This window comes from Nitrosomonas sp. Is35 (genome assembly GCF_033063295.1).
Classification (GTDB): domain Bacteria; phylum Pseudomonadota; class Gammaproteobacteria; order Burkholderiales; family Nitrosomonadaceae; genus Nitrosomonas.
In genome coordinates, this window is record NZ_JAWJZH010000001.1 from 235603 (window position 1) to 251426 (window position 15824).

19 protein-coding genes are annotated in these 15824 nt (G+C 47.5%); 15 read left to right on the top strand and 4 right to left on the bottom strand.

Features of this window, described 5'->3' with window-relative positions:
* Window positions 1–7 precede the first annotated feature (7 nt).
* Both R2083_RS01140 and R2083_RS01145 read left to right on the top strand, forming a co-directional pair.
* Entirely contained in the window at window positions 8–1540 is a 1533-nt protein-coding gene (locus R2083_RS01140) for a hypothetical protein (RefSeq protein WP_317537241.1), read from the top strand.
* Window positions 1541–1552: 12 nt separating this feature from the next.
* Window positions 1553–2316 (top strand): IS5 family transposase gene (locus tag R2083_RS01145; protein ID WP_317537242.1). Its coding sequence is split into 2 segments (ribosomal slippage): window positions 1553–1868 and window positions 1868–2316, totalling 765 coding nucleotides; the frame shifts between segments, so codons are not numbered across the junction.
* A gap of 120 nt (window positions 2317–2436) precedes the next feature.
* Here R2083_RS01145 and R2083_RS01150 read toward each other — a convergent pair.
* Window positions 2437–4503 (bottom strand): calcium-binding protein, encoded by a 2067-nt coding sequence (locus R2083_RS01150; protein WP_317537243.1) that lies wholly within the window; start codon window positions 4501–4503, stop codon window positions 2437–2439.
* A gap of 229 nt (window positions 4504–4732) precedes the next feature.
* On the bottom strand, window positions 4733–5101 hold the full coding sequence (gene folB, locus R2083_RS01155) for a dihydroneopterin aldolase (protein ID WP_317537244.1): 369 nt from the start codon (window positions 5099–5101) through the stop codon (window positions 4733–4735).
* Window positions 5102–5207: 106 nt separating this feature from the next.
* Here folB and plsY point away from each other — a divergent pair, with 106 nt between their 5' ends.
* The gene (plsY, locus tag R2083_RS01160) at window positions 5208–5819 is read left to right on the top strand and encodes a glycerol-3-phosphate 1-O-acyltransferase PlsY (RefSeq protein ID WP_317537245.1); all 612 of its coding nucleotides are present in this window, start codon (window positions 5208–5210) and stop codon (window positions 5817–5819) included.
* 5 nt (window positions 5820–5824) lie between these two features.
* On the opposite strand, the gene tsaD is transcribed toward plsY, so the two are convergent.
* The gene (gene tsaD / locus R2083_RS01165; protein ID WP_317537246.1) at window positions 5825–6856 is read right to left on the bottom strand and encodes a tRNA (adenosine(37)-N6)-threonylcarbamoyltransferase complex transferase subunit TsaD; all 1032 of its coding nucleotides are present in this window, start codon (window positions 6854–6856) and stop codon (window positions 5825–5827) included.
* Window positions 6857–7030: 174 nt separating this feature from the next.
* Here tsaD and R2083_RS01170 point away from each other — a divergent pair, with 174 nt between their 5' ends.
* Both R2083_RS01170 and R2083_RS01175 read left to right on the top strand, forming a co-directional pair.
* Window positions 7031–7219 carry a DUF3460 family protein gene (locus tag R2083_RS01170; RefSeq protein ID WP_090317792.1) on the top strand — a complete coding sequence of 63 codons (189 nt, stop codon included), beginning with the start codon at window positions 7031–7033 and terminating at the stop codon, window positions 7217–7219.
* Window positions 7220–7279: 60 nt separating this feature from the next.
* Window positions 7280–7771, top strand: coding sequence for a hypothetical protein (locus tag R2083_RS01175; RefSeq protein WP_317537247.1), 492 nt, complete (start codon window positions 7280–7282; stop codon window positions 7769–7771).
* Window positions 7772–7794: 23 nt separating this feature from the next.
* Here R2083_RS01175 and R2083_RS01180 read toward each other — a convergent pair whose 3' ends face one another.
* The gene (locus R2083_RS01180; RefSeq protein WP_317537248.1) at window positions 7795–8631 is read right to left on the bottom strand and encodes an SDR family oxidoreductase; all 837 of its coding nucleotides are present in this window, start codon (window positions 8629–8631) and stop codon (window positions 7795–7797) included.
* A gap of 128 nt (window positions 8632–8759) precedes the next feature.
* On the opposite strand from R2083_RS01180, the gene R2083_RS01185 reads away from it, so the two are divergent.
* The 10 genes from R2083_RS01185 (at window position 8760) to atpA (ending at window position 15824) form a co-directional block, all read left to right on the top strand.
* The gene (locus R2083_RS01185) at window positions 8760–9125 is read left to right on the top strand and encodes a DUF6164 family protein (protein ID WP_317529738.1); all 366 of its coding nucleotides are present in this window, start codon (window positions 8760–8762) and stop codon (window positions 9123–9125) included.
* A gap of 98 nt (window positions 9126–9223) precedes the next feature.
* Window positions 9224–9745: a cytochrome P460 family protein gene (locus R2083_RS01190; protein WP_317529739.1), complete on the top strand. Its 522-nt coding sequence runs from the start codon at window positions 9224–9226 to the stop codon at window positions 9743–9745.
* Between the two features lie 205 nt (window positions 9746–9950).
* Entirely contained in the window at window positions 9951–10310 is a 360-nt protein-coding gene (locus R2083_RS01195; protein WP_317529740.1) for an Hpt domain-containing protein, read from the top strand.
* Window positions 10311–10376: 66 nt separating this feature from the next.
* Entirely contained in the window at window positions 10377–11555 is a 1179-nt protein-coding gene (locus R2083_RS01200) for an acetyl-CoA C-acyltransferase family protein (RefSeq protein ID WP_317537249.1), read from the top strand.
* A gap of 117 nt (window positions 11556–11672) precedes the next feature.
* Window positions 11673–12047: an ATP synthase subunit I gene (locus R2083_RS01205; protein WP_317537250.1), complete on the top strand. Its 375-nt coding sequence runs from the start codon at window positions 11673–11675 to the stop codon at window positions 12045–12047.
* Between the two features lie 30 nt (window positions 12048–12077).
* Window positions 12078–12887, top strand: a complete 810-nt coding sequence (atpB, locus tag R2083_RS01210; RefSeq protein ID WP_108697669.1) for a F0F1 ATP synthase subunit A — start codon at window positions 12078–12080, stop codon at window positions 12885–12887.
* 60 nt (window positions 12888–12947) lie between these two features.
* Entirely contained in the window at window positions 12948–13220 is a 273-nt protein-coding gene (gene atpE / locus R2083_RS01215; RefSeq protein WP_046848906.1) for a F0F1 ATP synthase subunit C, read from the top strand.
* A gap of 40 nt (window positions 13221–13260) precedes the next feature.
* Window positions 13261–13734: a F0F1 ATP synthase subunit B gene (locus R2083_RS01220; RefSeq protein ID WP_132427145.1), complete on the top strand. Its 474-nt coding sequence runs from the start codon at window positions 13261–13263 to the stop codon at window positions 13732–13734.
* Complete coding sequence (locus tag R2083_RS01225) at window positions 13734–14270, top strand: F0F1 ATP synthase subunit delta (protein ID WP_132427143.1); 537 nt, start codon at window positions 13734–13736, stop codon at window positions 14268–14270. Before R2083_RS01220 ends, R2083_RS01225 begins: the two co-directional genes overlap by 1 nt.
* A gap of 12 nt (window positions 14271–14282) precedes the next feature.
* On the top strand, window positions 14283–15824 hold the full coding sequence (gene atpA, locus R2083_RS01230; protein WP_121166184.1) for a F0F1 ATP synthase subunit alpha: 1542 nt from the start codon (window positions 14283–14285) through the stop codon (window positions 15822–15824).

Below are 15824 nucleotides of genomic sequence, written 5' to 3' on the forward strand. Positions count from 1 at the left end.
GAGATATATGAAGTTAAGAAATCTTATAAAAATAATCGGATTGGCGAGTTTCTTTCTTGCTGCACCCGTTGGTGCCGACATCAAGCTGGTTGCCAAAGTTGACCAGACTGCAGCAGGTTTTCCATCGCATTTTAGTTATAAGAATTTGCAGGAACCGGTCATCGGACCGTCAGGTCATGTCGCTTTTGCAGGGTTAGCTTTTGATGGAAGAGCTTATACAAAGGCGGCTTGGGCAGGACTGCCTGGGGATCTGGAGGCGATCATCAAGGAAAATGACACGATTGCCGGTTTTCCCGGGAATGTGTTTTTTAGTGATGTATCGAGTTCATTTTTAATAAGTCGCTCAGGAGCGGTTGCCTTTTCAGCAACATTGAAAGGAGCAATTACTCGCAATACTGCATTGGTTTACCGCAATGGTGTTACGCAAGGAATTTTAAAAGCGGCCGATCCGGCACCTGGTTTTCCACCGGGAACAGTTGTTGGTGAAGTTACCCCGCTTGCCATTTCGGACGCTGGAGTTGTGTTAGGCGGTATGACTACTGCTGGAGCTGCGTTATGGTTTTGGGATTTCGAGAAAATTGAACGCATTTCCACAACGATAGGAGATTGCAACTATTTCTCTCTTGCTGTTTATGTTCCTGGTTCAGTAGGTATCAATCAAACGGGGAATGTAGTTTTTAATGCAACGCTTTATAGTGGAGACAAAAAGAAATGCTTTTCAGGCGGTGTATTTAAATGGAGCAATGGAAAGACAGAACTGCTTGTAGCGGATGGCGATCCGGTGCCTGGAATGCCGGACGCAGTATTCGGGGTAAGTTTGACCGAATCCCCGCCAAAAATTAACGATCAGGATGAAATCATTTTTACTGCGAAATTGATTCAAATTACCTCTTCCAGATCTACAAATAATAGTATATGGATTAAAAATGGTTTGAATGAACCAAGATTATTACTTTTAGGTGGAGAGGGGTTAAAAGAAAAATCAGATAATTTAATTTTTCCTGCAATTTTTCTTGACTCTAATTTTGCTAATTTTGGCTATTCGATGCTTCCCGTTATTGCAAACGGTTTGGATGTATTGTTAGCCGGAAAGCCGAGGGAAATACAACCATATGACGATCCGAAAGGAACGGGAGCTACACAACTGACTACGATTGCAGCTAAGAATGATCAACCACCCGGTTTCGATCCGAGCTGGTATTACAATATTTTTTCAAATCGTGCCATCAACAACGCCGAGCAATATGTTTTTACTGGTTACTCTGCTAATGCGCTAGAAAGACGCAGTGTTTTTGCCATGTGGCGCGGAACCGGTACCGAACGGCCCAGATTGATTGCCCAGGACGGCATGAAGTGTTCCATAAACAACGTAGAATATATTCTCAGAGACATTGATCTTTTTCCTACCAAAGCTGTGACTTTATCAACCGCAGGAGGGCAATCATCGTGGTTTAGCGATACTGGTGAGATTGTATTCCGTGCTTCTTTAAATAGCAGTTCAAATGTCGCCATTTTACTAGGGCCTGTTAACGCTATTTGATATAATTTGGTGATGGAAATCACCGAAACTCAATATCAACAGATCGAGCACTGCCTGCCGCGTCAGCGTGGCAACGTCAGCCATTCCAATCTGCAAGTTCTCAGTGCCATTCTTTACGTTGCCGAGCATGGCTGCAAGTGGCGAGGACTGCCCAAGCGATTCGGCAACTGGCATACCATCTATACCCGCATGAATCGCTGGGCAAAGAGTGGTGTACTGAGCCATGTATTTGGGCAACTTCAGCATCAGCAAATCATCCGTATCCGTATTGAAACTGTTTCGCTGGACAGCACCAGCATCAAAGTCCATCCCGACGGTACGGGTGCGTTAAAAAAAACGGCCCCCAATCCATCGGAAAATCTCGAGGTGGATGGACCACCAAAATTCATCTGGTTGCCGCAGATTCCAGAACAACCATAAGCTTTGCCCTCTCGCCCGGTCACGCCCACGATGCGCCAGAGGGCAGGCAGCTTTTGCTTTCCCTCGGTCCCGTCAATACGCCCACCTACCTGCTGATGGATCGTGCTTATGAGGGCGACCAAACCCGGCAACTGGCACTAGATTTGGGTTACATCCCGGTTGTTCCGCCCAAAGCAAATCGCTTGTCACCCTGGGAATACAACCGTGCCATGTACAAAAAACGCAACGAGATCGAACGATTGTTCAGAAGGCTCAAGGGATTTCGCCGCATCTTCTCCAGGTTCGATAAGCTCGATGTCGTCTTCATCTCCTTTATCCACTTCGCTCTCATCGTCGAAGCAATCAGATTGTGTTAACAGACCCTAATACAGTATAAATTTTTAAACTTCTCACCTTTGCCACCGCTTATTCAGAATAATGAATAAGCGGTGTTATCGGTATTTCAAAAAAATCGTAATGCTTAGAATCAAGATAACTTAAGAGAACTCAACCATACTGGCTGTTAAATCAGCTGGATGTATGCCAATCAATGTAATTGAAGCGATATCATATACAAAATGAACCGCGACGCCTTCGGGGGTATCGTCGATGTGCGTGATTACTCCCAATAAACTTTCAAGATCGTGCAGCCCGGTTGTTGCTGAGTCAAATTTTAATAAATCATCTGATTTTTTAAAATCATGTACTACAAAATCTCCGGGTGAATAGAAGACAAAGGCATCCTTACCGTCTCCACCCGTTAAATCATCATGACCGAACCCTGCTTGGAGAGTATCATTTCCTGCGCCGGCACTAAGATTGTCATCACCTTCTCCACCATTCAACTCATTAGCTGCTGAATTACCGATGAGGATATTATTCAATGAATTTCCAGTACCGTTGATGGTTGTAGTACCTGTTAAAGTCAGGTTCTCAAAATCTGGCAATAGCGCATAAGTTATACCGCTATTTACGGTATCCGTGCCTTCGTCTGGTTTTTCAGTGACAACATCGTCGATGTTATCGATAACGTAAGTGTCATTGCCAAGTCCTCCTGACATGATGTCTTTGCCTAACCCGCCATCAAGAAGATTATCCGCCGAATTGCCAGTCAGGTTATTGTCAAGGTCATTACCGGTACCATTGATAGTCTCTGTACCCACCAAATTCAGGGTTTCTAAATTAGCACTTAGCGTGTATGTGATGGTACTGTTGACAGTGTCGTTACCATTAGGCAAGTCTTCGAAGATTGCAACCCCTGCATTATTTACGATATAAACATCATCACCTGATCCACCATATAAGCTATCGCTGCCGCCCATGCCATTGATGATGTCGTTAAATTTAGTTCCTTTAATACTTTCAGAAGATGAATCCCCCGTCATGGTGAGACCGCCGGTAAGGGAAATGGGAGCGCTATCACCTAACTGCAGCCATTCGACTTTTGCTTCGGTTAGTTGGCTATTTAAGTGTATCGTGCCATACCCATCTGCAATGATTTGGACGCTATCGCCATCAAAATATACACTTCTACCGACAATGCGTACGGTAGAAGCGGGGATGTCACTTAAGATATGTATGGTGTCACTTCCTTCACCAGCCAGTTCCCATATTCGATCAAAACTGCCCGAAGGTGAAAAATTACCGGAAAACTCATAGGTGTCATCGCCTAAGCCGCCACGTAAGTCATCACCACCACCCATGCCATTGATGGTGTCGTTGAATTTAGTTCCTTTAATTTCTTCGATAGAAGAATCACCTGTCATGGTGAGACCGCCGGTAAGGGAAATGGGAGCGCTATCACCTAATTGCAGCCATTCAACTTTTGCCTCGGCCAGTTGACTATTTAAATGAATCGTACCGTAGCTACCGGCAATAATTTGGACGCTATCGCCATCAAAATATACACTTCTGCCGACAATGCGTACTGAAGAAGCGGGGATGTCACTTAAGATATGTATGGTGTCACTTCCTTCACCAGCCAGTTCCCATATTCGATCGAAACTACCCGAAGGTGAAAAATTACCGGAAAACTCATAGGTGTCATCGCCTAAGCCGCCACGTAAGTCATCACCACCACCCATTCCATTGATGGTGTCGTTGAATTTAGTTCCCTTAATATCCTCAGAAGATGAATCGCCCGTCATGGTGAGACCGCCGGTAAGGGAAATGGGAGCGCTATCACCTAATTGCAGCCATTCAACTTTTGCCTCGGCCAGTTGACTATTTAAATGAATCGTACCGTAGCTACCGGCAATAATTTGGACGCTATCGCCATCAAAATATACACTTCTGCCGACAATGCGTACTGAAGAGGCGGGGATGTCACTTAAGATATGTATGGTGTCACTTCCTTCACCAGCCAGTTCCCATATTCGATCGAAACTACCCGAAGGTGAAAAATTACCGGAAAACTCATAGGTGTCATCGCCTAAGCCGCCACGTAAGTCATCACCACCACCCATTCCATTGATGGTGTCGTTGCCTCCTTTCGCGGTGATGGTGTCGTTTGAATCCGTTCCTACGAGCGAGTCACTAGTGTCGTCCCCTGTTATGGTTGCCATTTTTTTTGTTTTCCTAAAAAGTTGAATTACCGATTGAGAAATTTCAAATAAGCTGCGCTGCCTTAACGCCAATAAACAAGATTCCGTTGACGTAAAGTTCTTTATTTACAATAAGGATCTTGTTAACAATGGAAAAACCGTAGGAATTATATGGTAATTCTGTGGCGAGATGGATATTTGGGTAGAAATTCGTTTTTGACTGCTTACAACTTGAGATTAATGGCTGATTCTATGAGGTTTGTCTGGTGTCAGATTTTCGCTCGATACAAATTCCCAGTTTTTTTACCCCACGAATAATACCCAACTTCGCTACGCTGACCTTGACCCACGGCGCGTGAAATTCGCTCAGGATGGTTTGCGCGATATGTTCGGCCAGCGCTTCCAGCAGTGAGAAGTGTTTGTTGGTGAGAATGTCGTTGATGCGGTCGACGATCAGCGCGTAATCGAGCGCGTCTTCGATGTTGTCCGTCTGGCACGCGCGGCTGCTGGGCAGGGCGATTTCCAGGTCGAGCTGGATGGTTTGCGGCACGATGCGCTCCCACGGGTACACGCCGATCAGCGTTTTGGCTTTGAAGTCGTGCAGAAAAATAATATCCATGAATGATTAAGCGCTAAAATGTGCGGATTGTTCGGGTATGGCCGGAAGCTTTTGAAAGCGGGCGATACCGGATTCTAGTCTATTTTTTCCAGGTGGTGCTAATCCGATGACGTTATTGTTATTTGCCGTGCTGGCTTATTTGCTGGGCTCCGTGTCGTTTGCGCTGATTTCCAGTTGGATTTTTAAATTGCCCGATCCGCGCACTTACGGTTCAAAAAATCCCGGCGCGACCAATGTGCTGCGCAGCGGCAAGAAAGCCGCGGCGGTGCTGACCTTGCTCGGCGACGCCGGGAAAGGCTGGCTGGCGGTGTTTCTGGCGCAAACCTATGCGCCGCTGTGGGGATTGGGTGACGAAGCGGTGGCCGTGGCGGCGCTGGCGGTGTTTCTCGGGCATGTGTTCCCGGTGTTTTTGCGTTTCCAAGGTGGTAAAGGCGTGGCGACTGCGGTCGGCGTATTGCTCGGTTTGAATGTGTGGCTGGGATTGCTGGCAATGGCGACCTGGCTGGCGGTTGCGTTCACCTGGCGCATTTCGTCGTTGTCGGCCTTGATCGCGGCGGTTTTGGCGCCGCTGTATAGTGTCGCTCTGTTGGGCTTTGAAGCCGGGACGCTGGCGGTTTCGGCGATGTCATTGCTGCTGATCTGGCGCCACCGGTCGAATATTGTGAACTTGCTGGCGGGCAAGGAAGGCCGTATCGGCGAGAAAAAATCCCCTGAGTAGTCTCATCACGTTTCGGGCGTTTCCAGCATTTCCAAATTCCAGCGCGCGTTGACGGTGAAGCTGCTGGCCGGTTGCCGGGCGGATTCCGGCATCGCTTGTAAACGCATGGCACCGGCGAACGCGATCATGGCGCCATTGTCGGTACAGAATTCCAGTTCCGGATAAAACACTGTGGCGCCTCTGGCTGCGGCTTTGCCGCTGAGATTGCGGCGCAGTTGTTCGTTCGCACCGACACCTCCGGCGACTACCAGTTGCTTCAGCCCGGTTTGCGCCAATGCGGCCAGCGATTTTTCCGTCAGTACATCCACTACGGCTTCCTGAAACGCCAGTGCGATATCGGCGCGGATTTGATCGGTGATTTCCTGCTTGTTGAGCAAAGTCAGCACTGCGGTTTTCAGGCCGCTGAAACTGAAATTCAGATCGCCGCTGTTAAGCATGGGGCGCGGCAGTTTGAATTGCCTGGGCCGTCCTTGCCGGGCGAGTTTCGATAAAGCCGCACCGCCGGGATAGCCTAATCCCAATAACTTGGCGGTTTTGTCGAACGCTTCACCGGCGGCGTCGTCGACGGTTTCGCCCAGTAATTTGTAATGACCGACAGCGTCGACTTGCATCAACTGGGTGTGTCCGCCCGATACCAGCAGGGCGACGAACGGAAAGGCCGGTGCCGGGGTGGATAGCAACGGCGACAGCAAATGGCCTTCCAAATGGTGGATACCGAGCGCCGGGATATTCAGCGCAAAACTCATCGCCGCGCCAATGCTGGCGCCGACCAGCAATGCACCTGCCAAGCCGGGGCCTTGCGTGTAGGCAATTGCTTCAATGTCGTGCAGCTGGCATTGGGCATCCCGCAATGCTTGTTGGATCAATGGCAGCACGCGCCGGATATGATCGCGCGACGCCAGTTCCGGCACCACGCCGCCATATTCGCTGTGCATGGCGATTTGCGAATACAACGTATGACTCAGCAGACCGCGTCCGGTGTCGTAGAGCGCGATGCCGGTTTCATCGCAGGAAGTTTCAATACCGAGAACGAGCATCAGGAAAAGTGAAGGTTGGTTTAATGGGAGATTGGCGGTAACGCTGTTATTTTAACATCGTTGCACTGCGGCGGTTTGTTTGCGTGCGGACTGGAAGATAGAAGCCGGGGCTGTATCGAAAATCAGGTCTGTGCTAAAGTTCGTTTTTTGTAATTTTAGTGCACGAGGTAAGTCATGGATTATAACTACGAATCTGAACACACCAAATTTATGCGTGAATTTCTGGAAAAGAATCCGCAAGTGGAAGAAAAACGTTTGGCCGCGCGGAGCGTATGGTGGGATAAAAAACAGAACTTGGAAGAGCGTAAGCGTTTTAAGGAAGCCGCCGAGCCGATGAAACCGTATGTCTATTTTGGCGGGTAAGATTTTGTAACCCTTCAGCTGCGTTCAATCGATAGCGCGCTGATTCCCGGGAGTATTGCCATGCAGCGATGGATTGCCGTTTTAACCGTATTTATCCTGGCGGCATGCGCGAATCTAAATGGCGCGACCGATAAGACGCAACGCAGCGAAGAGCAATTTGCCGGAGAGCATGCCGCGCTCGCGGCGTGCGTGGTGGCAAAATTACAATCCGACGGGCGGTCGTTTCTGCGGCCGCTGCAATTCAAAAACCGCCAATATCCGGATATGCATGCATCGGAGATTCATGCCTACGATACCCGCTATCTGCGCAACGCCATCGCGACTTACGCGCCTTCAAATCCCGATGCGATTTTGATCTATGGCAATCCGGCGCTGGAAATTCAGTCCACCGCGCAGCGCAGTGACAATGACAAGCCGGTTTATGCTTTCGCTTTGTTGCTGCAGCAAGCTGATGATACAAAGGTTACCGCATCCTTGCGCGGCGATCCCTTCTTTGCCAATATTGCCTGGAAAATCATGGAGTCGTGCGTAGCTGCCACGGCCAAACCTTGATTCCCCAGGCTTGATTCCGCCTGTTAGTTGTTATTCCCGGATTTTGCCAATAAGAAATCCAGCGCGCGCGTGCTGAGAATGCGTTTGAGGATGCAGAACAGATACGTTGGAACCGTCACATAGTAACGCGCTTGCGGTTTTCCGGCTTCAAGCGCGTGAATCACGCGTTTGAGCACGGCCTCCGGCGGCAGTGTGAAGGGAACAGCCGGTCCCGGTTTGTTCAGACGGCTTAGTACGCCTTGGTACTTCTCCCGGTGAAAGCTGTTTTCGATGTCGATGTATTTTTGCAGCGCTTGGACGGCGTTCATCCGGAACTGGCTGGCGATCGGTCCCGGTTCGATCAGGCTGACGAACACATTGCTGCCTTTGAGTTCCAGCCGTAGCGTATCGCTCAAGCCTTCGATGGCATATTTGGAGGCGTTGTAAGCACCGCGGAAAGGCAGGGCGACGAAGCCGAGCACCGAACTATTCTGGATGATCCGTCCGTATCCCTGGCGGCGCATCACCGGTATCGCAAGATTGGTTAATTCCTGCCAGCCGAACACATTGGTTTCAAATTGCGCGCGCAGGGCGTCGCGGTTCAAGTCTTCGACGGCGCCCGGTAAGCCGTAAGCGCCATTGTTGAATAGCGCATACAATTCCCCGCCGGTGCGGCGCATGGTTTCTTCAAAAGCAAAATGAATCGAATTGGAATCGTTCAAATCCAGACGGAAGCTTTCCAGTCCTTCGGCCAGCAGTTTTTCTACGCTAGCGTGTCTTCTGGCTGTGGCAAATACGCGGTAACCGCGTTCCTGCAATCCCTTGGCAACGCAGTAACCAATTCCGCTGGAACATCCTGTGATTAATATGGTTTTTTTCATTTATTCAGATCAACTTGTAATGGGTATTTCTATTTCTTGAAGCTTGACAATGAATTCAATGCAACGATAGCATCAATTGCGGCTGATCAGCTTTTCACAACAGAAAATAACATAATCGAAGGCTATTCATGGCAAAAATTATATTCAGGCTTAATGGCGTTCCCGACGATGAAGCGCGCGATGTGCGCGAATTGTTAGCCAGCCATGCAATTGACTTTTATGAAACTTCGGCGGGAAATTGGGGGGTATCGATGCCGGCGATATGGCTCAAGGATGACGGCCAGTTTGAGCAGGCACGCGCACTGCTGGATGCTTATCAAAACGAGCGGACAGTCAGAATGCGGGCGGAATATGCGCGTCTGAAGCAGGAGGGGGGAAATAGAACCTTCTTTGATGCAGTTAAAGAAAAGCCTGTCAGCTTTACGATCCATCTGGCGGTTACGTGGCTGGTTATTTATTTGTCTATCCAATTGGTTCTGGATCTTGCGCGATAAAAGACATTTTTCATGCCAGCAATTTTCTCCGTGCAATGCGGTATGATAGCGATCCAAACCTTGTTTTATCCAGGAATATTCTAAAAAGGAGAGAAAACATGAAATATACGTTGAAAGCAATGGCCGCAGTATTCGCGATAACCTCAGTGTATGCCTATGCTGGCGGAGATCCTGAGCACGTTAAGTTTCCTGAAGGCTATAGCAAAACTTTCACGCAATACGGCACCATGAATCGTGCGAATCAAACCCAGGTAGCTAAGTTGTATGCCAACGAAGCCGCGATTTCCGGCTATAAGCAAGGAAATAAAAGCGCTCCCGGTGGCGTTTTGGTGATGGAAATCTATACTCCTAAAAAAGGCGCGGATGGTAAGCCTGTAGCCGGTAGCGACGGACTCTTTGAGATCGATTCGCTGGCTGCGGTTGCGGTGATGGAAAACAGGAATAATTGGGATGCATCCTTTCCAAAGGAAAATCGCACCGGAGATTGGGGATTTGCTGTTTACAATCCCGATGGCACCGCCAAAAGCAACGATTTGAACTGTGTGCAATGCCACACACCGTTGCAAGCGCAAGACTATATGTTTACGTATCAGAAGCTGGTTGATTTCGTGAAGAAATAAGCAACCGGACTAACTGAGCGGGCGATTCTGTTTTAACAGATAGTCTGCTCAGCGATTGCCTGATTGTGCATGAAGGCTTCTGGCTTAATTGATCATGGATCGTGCTAATTAAGCTTAATCTTCTCGCCCGCCGTGCTGGTACATCATCTCGGAGAAGTGCCGCGTAATTCAATAAGCATCCTCATTTAGATAATTCAAAGAATCGATGAGCGACTCAGTTCTCAATTTAGATAAACTCAATACCTGGCGGCAAATGGATCCCGAAGGTGGAACCGGGTTTATAAAAAAACTGATCACCATTTATTTGTCGTCCGCGCCCGTATTTCAGATGCGGATTGAGCATGCTATTCAAGCTGCGGATAGCGATGCATTGGTCAAAGCGGCGCATACTTTGAAGTCCAGCGCGTCAAATGTGGGTGCTGAATTGCTTGCTGATATTTGCCGGCAATTGGAAGAGTATGGCGATAAAAATGAGCTCAGCAGTGCTGCTGAGTTGCTGGCAGAAATGCAAAACGAATCCCGGCGGGTGATAACTGCGTTAGAAGAGTTATTGGGGAAATGTTGAGTTGCAATGCAATTGACTGGGTTTGCTGAGCGCTAGTTTCCCATCACTATCCACAGAGGAAAATCCATGCGTGAAGTTGTTATTCTAAGCGGTGTGCGCACGGCGATAGGCGATTACGGCGGTGCGTTAAAGCAAGTTGCGCCCGTTGATCTGGCGGCTAAAGTGGTTCGTGAGGCAGTCTTGCGTGCTGGGATTGATCCTAATGAAGCCGGACACCTGGTTTTTGGCAATGTCATACACGGTGAAGCGCGTGATATGTATCTTGCGCGCGTGGCTGGTATCAATGGCGGTTTGCCGCAACATACTGCCGCACTGACGGTAAACCGGCTGTGCGGAAGCGGCTTGCAAGCCATTATTTCAGCCAGTCAGAATATATTACTCAACGATACCGATGTGGCCATTGCGGGCGGAGCCGAATCCATGAGCCGTGGCGGTTATTTGTTGCCTGCTTTGCGCTGGGGTCAGCGCATGAACGACGGCGGCACTGTGGATATGATGGTGGGCGCGTTAACCGATCCCTTTGATACTGTGCATATGGGAGTTACCGCGGAAAATATCGCTGCGCAGTGGCAGATTAGCCGGGAAGAGCAGGATGCATTTGCCGTGGAAAGTCATCGGCGTGCGCTACGGGCGATTAAGAATGGTCATTTCAAAGAGCAGATAGTGCCTGTGGAAGTGATTGAGCATAAAAAAACCGTTATTTTCGATACCGATGAGCATCCGCGTGAAAATGTGAGTATCGAAAGCTTGGCTAAATTACGTCCGGTTTTTCAGAAAGATGGCACAGTGACAGCGGGTAACGCTTCCGGCATTAACGATTGTGCAGCGGCATTGGTGTTGATGGAGGGGGAAGTGGCGCAAAAGCGTAACCTTCATCCGATGGCGCGGCTGGTTTCGTACGGTCATGCCGGCGTTGATCCTAAATTTATGGGCATTGGCCCGGTTCCAGCAGTTCAGAATGCGTTGCGGCGCGCCGGTCTTAAAATATCAGATATGGATGTCATTGAATCCAATGAAGCGTTTGCTGTGCAGGCTTGCGCAGTGGCAAAGGAATTGCAGTTTGATCCGGAGAAAACCAATCCGAATGGTGGTGCCGTGGCGTTAGGTCATCCCATCGGAGCGACGGGAAGTGTTTTGGCAATCAAGGCGATTTACGAGCTGCAACGTAGCGGCGGGCGATATGCGCTGGTTACAATGTGCATCGGTGGCGGGCAAGGGATTGCTGCTATTTTTGAAAGACTTTGAAAGATTCCCGAATGTTGGTTAACCGGAATTTCGCATTGACTGGGCTGGGTAATTAAGCTATAGTCACGGCTTTTTTAAGTACGGGTAAAGCTGTCTTTCCAAGGGCAGGTGGTGAACATGTCTTGGATTAAGAATAGGCCGCTCAAGATTGTTTTGCGCGTGCAGTTGCTGATAACGCTGGTGGTGGCAGTTGCTATAGGGATTTTTCTTGGCGTGCAAAGTGCGATTTCAGCAGCATTGGGAGGAAGCATAAGTGTGATTTCCTCGGCAGCGTATGCAATCATCGTTTCTCATCATAAAGGTTATACCGCAGGAGAAACGGTCAGAACCGCACTAAGAGCAGAATCGGTAAAAATAATATTAACCGTCATTTTGTTATGGGTAGTGTTTAAATTTTATGAAGATGTAAACGCTTTCGCGTTTATCGGAACATTTATCCTGACAGTTTTGGCTTATAGCATGGCATTGTTGGTATCGGACGATACGAAGTAAGATAAATTTATAAAAGTAAAGTAGGCACGCATGGCATCGGGAACAGAACTTACTCCAACATCATATATTGATCATCATTTAACCTATTTAACAACACAAGTCAGTGAAGGTTCTTTTTGGGTATTGCACATTGATACCTTGATCACATCCGTAATCCTCGGTGTTATCAGTTTTGGTTTTATCTGGTTGATTGTGCGTAAAGCTACGCCAGGTGTGCCTTCTAAAAGCCAGGCATTTGTTGAGCTTGCGGTCGAGTTTATTGATAACGAAGTAAAAAATACATTTCATGGTAACCGGCATGTGCTGGTTGCGCCTTTGGCATTGACCATTTTCATATGGGTTTTGATGATGAATGCCATGGATATACTGCCAATCGATATCATGGCTTGGATCACGGAAAATGTATTTGGATTGCATAATTGGAAGATTGTGCCTACAACGGATGTCAATACAACTTTTGCGCTGGCGCTTTCAATATGGTTTTTGATGATTTTCTTTAATCTCAAGGTTAAGGGATTCGGCGGGTGGATGCATGAGTTGTTCTGTACGCCATTTGGGAAAAATCCCCTGCTTTGGATACTGAATTTATTATTTAATTTTATCGAGTATGTGTCCAAGCCTTTGTCTCATTCGCTGCGGCTTTTTGGAAATATTTATGCGGGCGAGATAATTTTTCTGTTGCTCGGCATGTGGGCAGCTACAGGAGTATCGGGCACAATTTTTGGTTCGATTTTAGGCGCTGGTTGGGCGATATTTCATATATTGATCGTAACCTTGCAGGCATTTATTTTTATGATGCTGACAGTGGTTTATATATCAATGGCGCACGAATCTCACTAAATTAAATTTTATAGAGCTCATCTAGTAACATATTATTAATCTTAACAAAAGGAAATTAAAATGGAGAATTTGCAGTTTTTGGCAATGATTCAGGCGTACACCGGAATAGGTATTGGTTTGATGATCGGACTTGGTGCGGCAGGCGCGTGTATTGGTGTGGGTGTGATGTGTAGCCGTTTTCTTGAAGGTGCAGCACGTCAACCGGAAATGATACCGACTCTGCAAGGTAAAGTGTTTCTTCTGCTGGGTTTAACTGACGCGTCTTTTATTATTGCTGTTGGTCTGGCTATGCTGTTTGCATTTGGAAACCCATTGTTGGCAGTGATTCAATAACAATGCTGTTGTTGTTTAGATCGGAAATTACAGGCTTGTCATGAATATTAACTTTACTTTAATTTCTCAGGCGATAGCCTTCTCGGTATTTATTTGGTTCACGGTCAAGTTTGTGTGGCCACCACTGCTGCGCGCGATAGAAGAACGTCAGAAAACGATAGCCGATGGTTTGGCTGCCGGAGAGCGTGGCCGTCATGAATTGGAGTTAGCCAGTCAGCGCTCATCTGATGTGTTGAAAGAAGCGAAACAACGTGCTTCGGAAATCATTCTGCAGGCTGAAAAACGAGCTACCGAAATCGTCGAGGAAGCTAAGCGAACCGCAAAAGAAGAAGGCGATCGTATTATAACGGGTGCTAAAGCAGATATTTCGCATGAGGTATTCAGCGCAAAAGAAGCTTTGCGTCAGCATGCTGCTCAGTTAGCAATTGCTGGTGCAGAGAAAATATTACGCCGGGAAGTTGATGCTAAAGCACATGCGGATATACTGATTGCAATTGAGGAAGATTTGAAATAATGGCTGAAGCGATTACAGTTGCGCGACCCTATGCGGAAGCAGTGTATAAGCATGCTGTTGCTAACGATAGTTTGTCGCAGTGGTCAAAAATATTGCAGCTAGCTGGAATGATTGCTGAAGATAATGATATGAGATCACTGATCGGTAATCCAATAATTTCAGCAAAACAACTTGGCGAAATATTTCTAGAGATCGGAAAGAGTAAATTTAATTCCGAAGCTCGTAATCTAGTGATGTTGCTGGCAGAGAATAAACGGATATCAATATTGCCGCAGATTAGTCAGTTATTTGAGCAGTTGAAAGCGCAGCATGAGGGTGTTCTTGAGGCAAAAATAGCCAGTGCTTTCGCATTGGAAGGTAAGCAATTAAAAAAATTAGTTGATGATCTGGAACAAAAATTTAAGCGCAAAATAGAGGCTCAGGTAAGTGTTGATCCAGAGTTAATTGGTGGTATAAAAGTTGAGATTGGTGATGAGATTCTAGATGCCTCGGTACGCGGTAAGCTTGAAGCTATGGCCATTGCCCTTAAAAGCTAGGAGTTAAATGAAATGCAGTTAAACCCATCCGAAATCAGTGAGCTGATTAAAAAAAGGATAGAAGGACTTGTTGATACGGCAGAGGTTCGTACACAAGGAACGATTGTTTCTGTAACAGACGGTATTGTTCGTATACACGGCTTATCCGACGTGATGCAGGGTGAGATGTTGGAATTTCCTGGCAATACTTTCGGTTTGGCGCTGAATCTGGAGCGTGATTCCGTGGGCGCCGTTATTATGGGTTCGTATGAACACATATGCGAAGGCGATACAGTCAAGTGTACTGGGCGTATTTTAGAGGTACCCGTAGGTGAAGGCTTGCTGGGCCGTGTAGTGAATGCGCTGGGGCAACCGATTGATGGTAAGGGTCCAATTACAGCGGCGAAATCTGAGCCGATCGAAAAAATTGCACCGGGTGTAATCTGGCGGCAATCCGTAGATCAACCCGTACAAACCGGACTGAAGTCTGTCGATTCGATGGTTCCGGTTGGGCGTGGACAGCGTGAGTTAATTATCGGTGATCGCCAAACAGGTAAGACTGCTGTAGCGATAGATGCGATTCTCAATCAAAAAGGCCAGAACATGCTGTGTATTTACGTGGCAATCGGGCAGAAAGCCTCTTCGATTGCCAACGTGGTGCGCAAACTGGAAGAACATGGCGCCATGGAATATACCATTGTTGTGGCTGCAACAGCATCAGAGTCAGCGGCAATGCAATTTATCGCACCTTATTCTGGGTGTACCATGGGTGAATATTTCCGTGATAAAGGCCAGGATGCACTGATTGTATACGATGATTTAACTAAACAAGCTTGGGCTTATCGTCAAATATCCTTGCTGCTGCGTCGGCCACCAGGCCGCGAAGCCTATCCGGGTGATGTGTTTTATCTCCATTCGCGTTTGCTGGAAAGAGCGGCGAGAGTAAGTGCTGCCTATGTCGAGAAAGCAACAAATGGTGCGGTAAAAGGTAAAACAGGTTCTTTGACAGCGCTACCGATTATTGAAACACAAGCTGGTGACGTGACAGCATTTGTGCCAACGAACGTAATTTCAATTACTGACGGGCAGATATTTCTTGAAACAGACTTGTTCAACGCTGGTATACGTCCTGCAATTAATGCAGGGGTATCGGTTTCTCGTGTGGGCGGTGCAGCTCAAACGAAGGTCATTAAGAAATTGGGGGGCGGTATACGGCTGGCATTGGCGCAATATCGTGAATTGGCAGCTTTCGCACAATTTGCATCGGACTTAGATGAAGCGACTCGCAAACAGCTTGAACGTGGAAAGATGGCAACAGAGTTGATGAAGCAGCCTCAGTATGCGACGCTCAGCGTATCAGAGATGGCGCTTACACTATTCGCAATCAACAATGGCTACTTTGACGATGTTGAAGTGAATAGAGCACTTGCGTTTGAATCTGCGTTAAAAAACTATATACGCGGTCAACATGCTGCAATTCTTGACAAAATTGAGAAAAGTAAAGAGCTCAATGCGGAAACAGAAAAAGAATTGACCGCTGCGATTCAAGAATTCAAGCAAAACGGAACCTATTAA

Bases quoted from the DNA above. Each gene is read 5' to 3' on its own strand.
- R2083_RS01220 (WP_132427145.1), top strand. From the start codon at position 13,261: ATGAATATTAACTTTACTTTAATTTCTCAGGCGATAGCCTTCTCGGTA.
- tsaD (WP_317537246.1), bottom strand. From the start codon at position 6,856: ATGCTCGTTCTCGGTATTGAAACTTCCTGCGATGAAACCGGCATCGCG.
- R2083_RS01205 (WP_317537250.1), top strand. From the start codon at position 11,673: ATGTCTTGGATTAAGAATAGGCCGCTCAAGATTGTTTTGCGCGTGCAG.
- folB (WP_317537244.1), bottom strand. From the start codon at position 5,101: ATGGATATTATTTTTCTGCACGACTTCAAAGCCAAAACGCTGATCGGC.
- atpA (WP_121166184.1), top strand. From the start codon at position 14,283: ATGCAGTTAAACCCATCCGAAATCAGTGAGCTGATTAAAAAAAGGATA.
- atpB (WP_108697669.1), top strand. From the start codon at position 12,078: ATGGCATCGGGAACAGAACTTACTCCAACATCATATATTGATCATCAT.
- R2083_RS01225 (WP_132427143.1), top strand. From the start codon at position 13,734: ATGGCTGAAGCGATTACAGTTGCGCGACCCTATGCGGAAGCAGTGTAT.
- R2083_RS01170 (WP_090317792.1), top strand. From the start codon at position 7,031: ATGGATTATAACTACGAATCTGAACACACCAAATTTATGCGTGAATTT.
- plsY (WP_317537245.1), top strand. From the start codon at position 5,208: ATGACGTTATTGTTATTTGCCGTGCTGGCTTATTTGCTGGGCTCCGTG.
- atpE (WP_046848906.1), top strand. From the start codon at position 12,948: ATGGAGAATTTGCAGTTTTTGGCAATGATTCAGGCGTACACCGGAATA.
- R2083_RS01175 (WP_317537247.1), top strand. From the start codon at position 7,280: ATGCAGCGATGGATTGCCGTTTTAACCGTATTTATCCTGGCGGCATGC.
- R2083_RS01140 (WP_317537241.1), top strand. From the start codon at position 8: ATGAAGTTAAGAAATCTTATAAAAATAATCGGATTGGCGAGTTTCTTT.
- R2083_RS01180 (WP_317537248.1), bottom strand. From the start codon at position 8,631: ATGAAAAAAACCATATTAATCACAGGATGTTCCAGCGGAATTGGTTAC.
- R2083_RS01195 (WP_317529740.1), top strand. From the start codon at position 9,951: ATGAGCGACTCAGTTCTCAATTTAGATAAACTCAATACCTGGCGGCAA.
- R2083_RS01190 (WP_317529739.1), top strand. From the start codon at position 9,224: ATGAAATATACGTTGAAAGCAATGGCCGCAGTATTCGCGATAACCTCA.
- R2083_RS01150 (WP_317537243.1), bottom strand. From the start codon at position 4,503: ATGGCAACCATAACAGGGGACGACACTAGTGACTCGCTCGTAGGAACG.
- R2083_RS01185 (WP_317529738.1), top strand. From the start codon at position 8,760: ATGGCAAAAATTATATTCAGGCTTAATGGCGTTCCCGACGATGAAGCG.
- R2083_RS01200 (WP_317537249.1), top strand. From the start codon at position 10,377: ATGCGTGAAGTTGTTATTCTAAGCGGTGTGCGCACGGCGATAGGCGAT.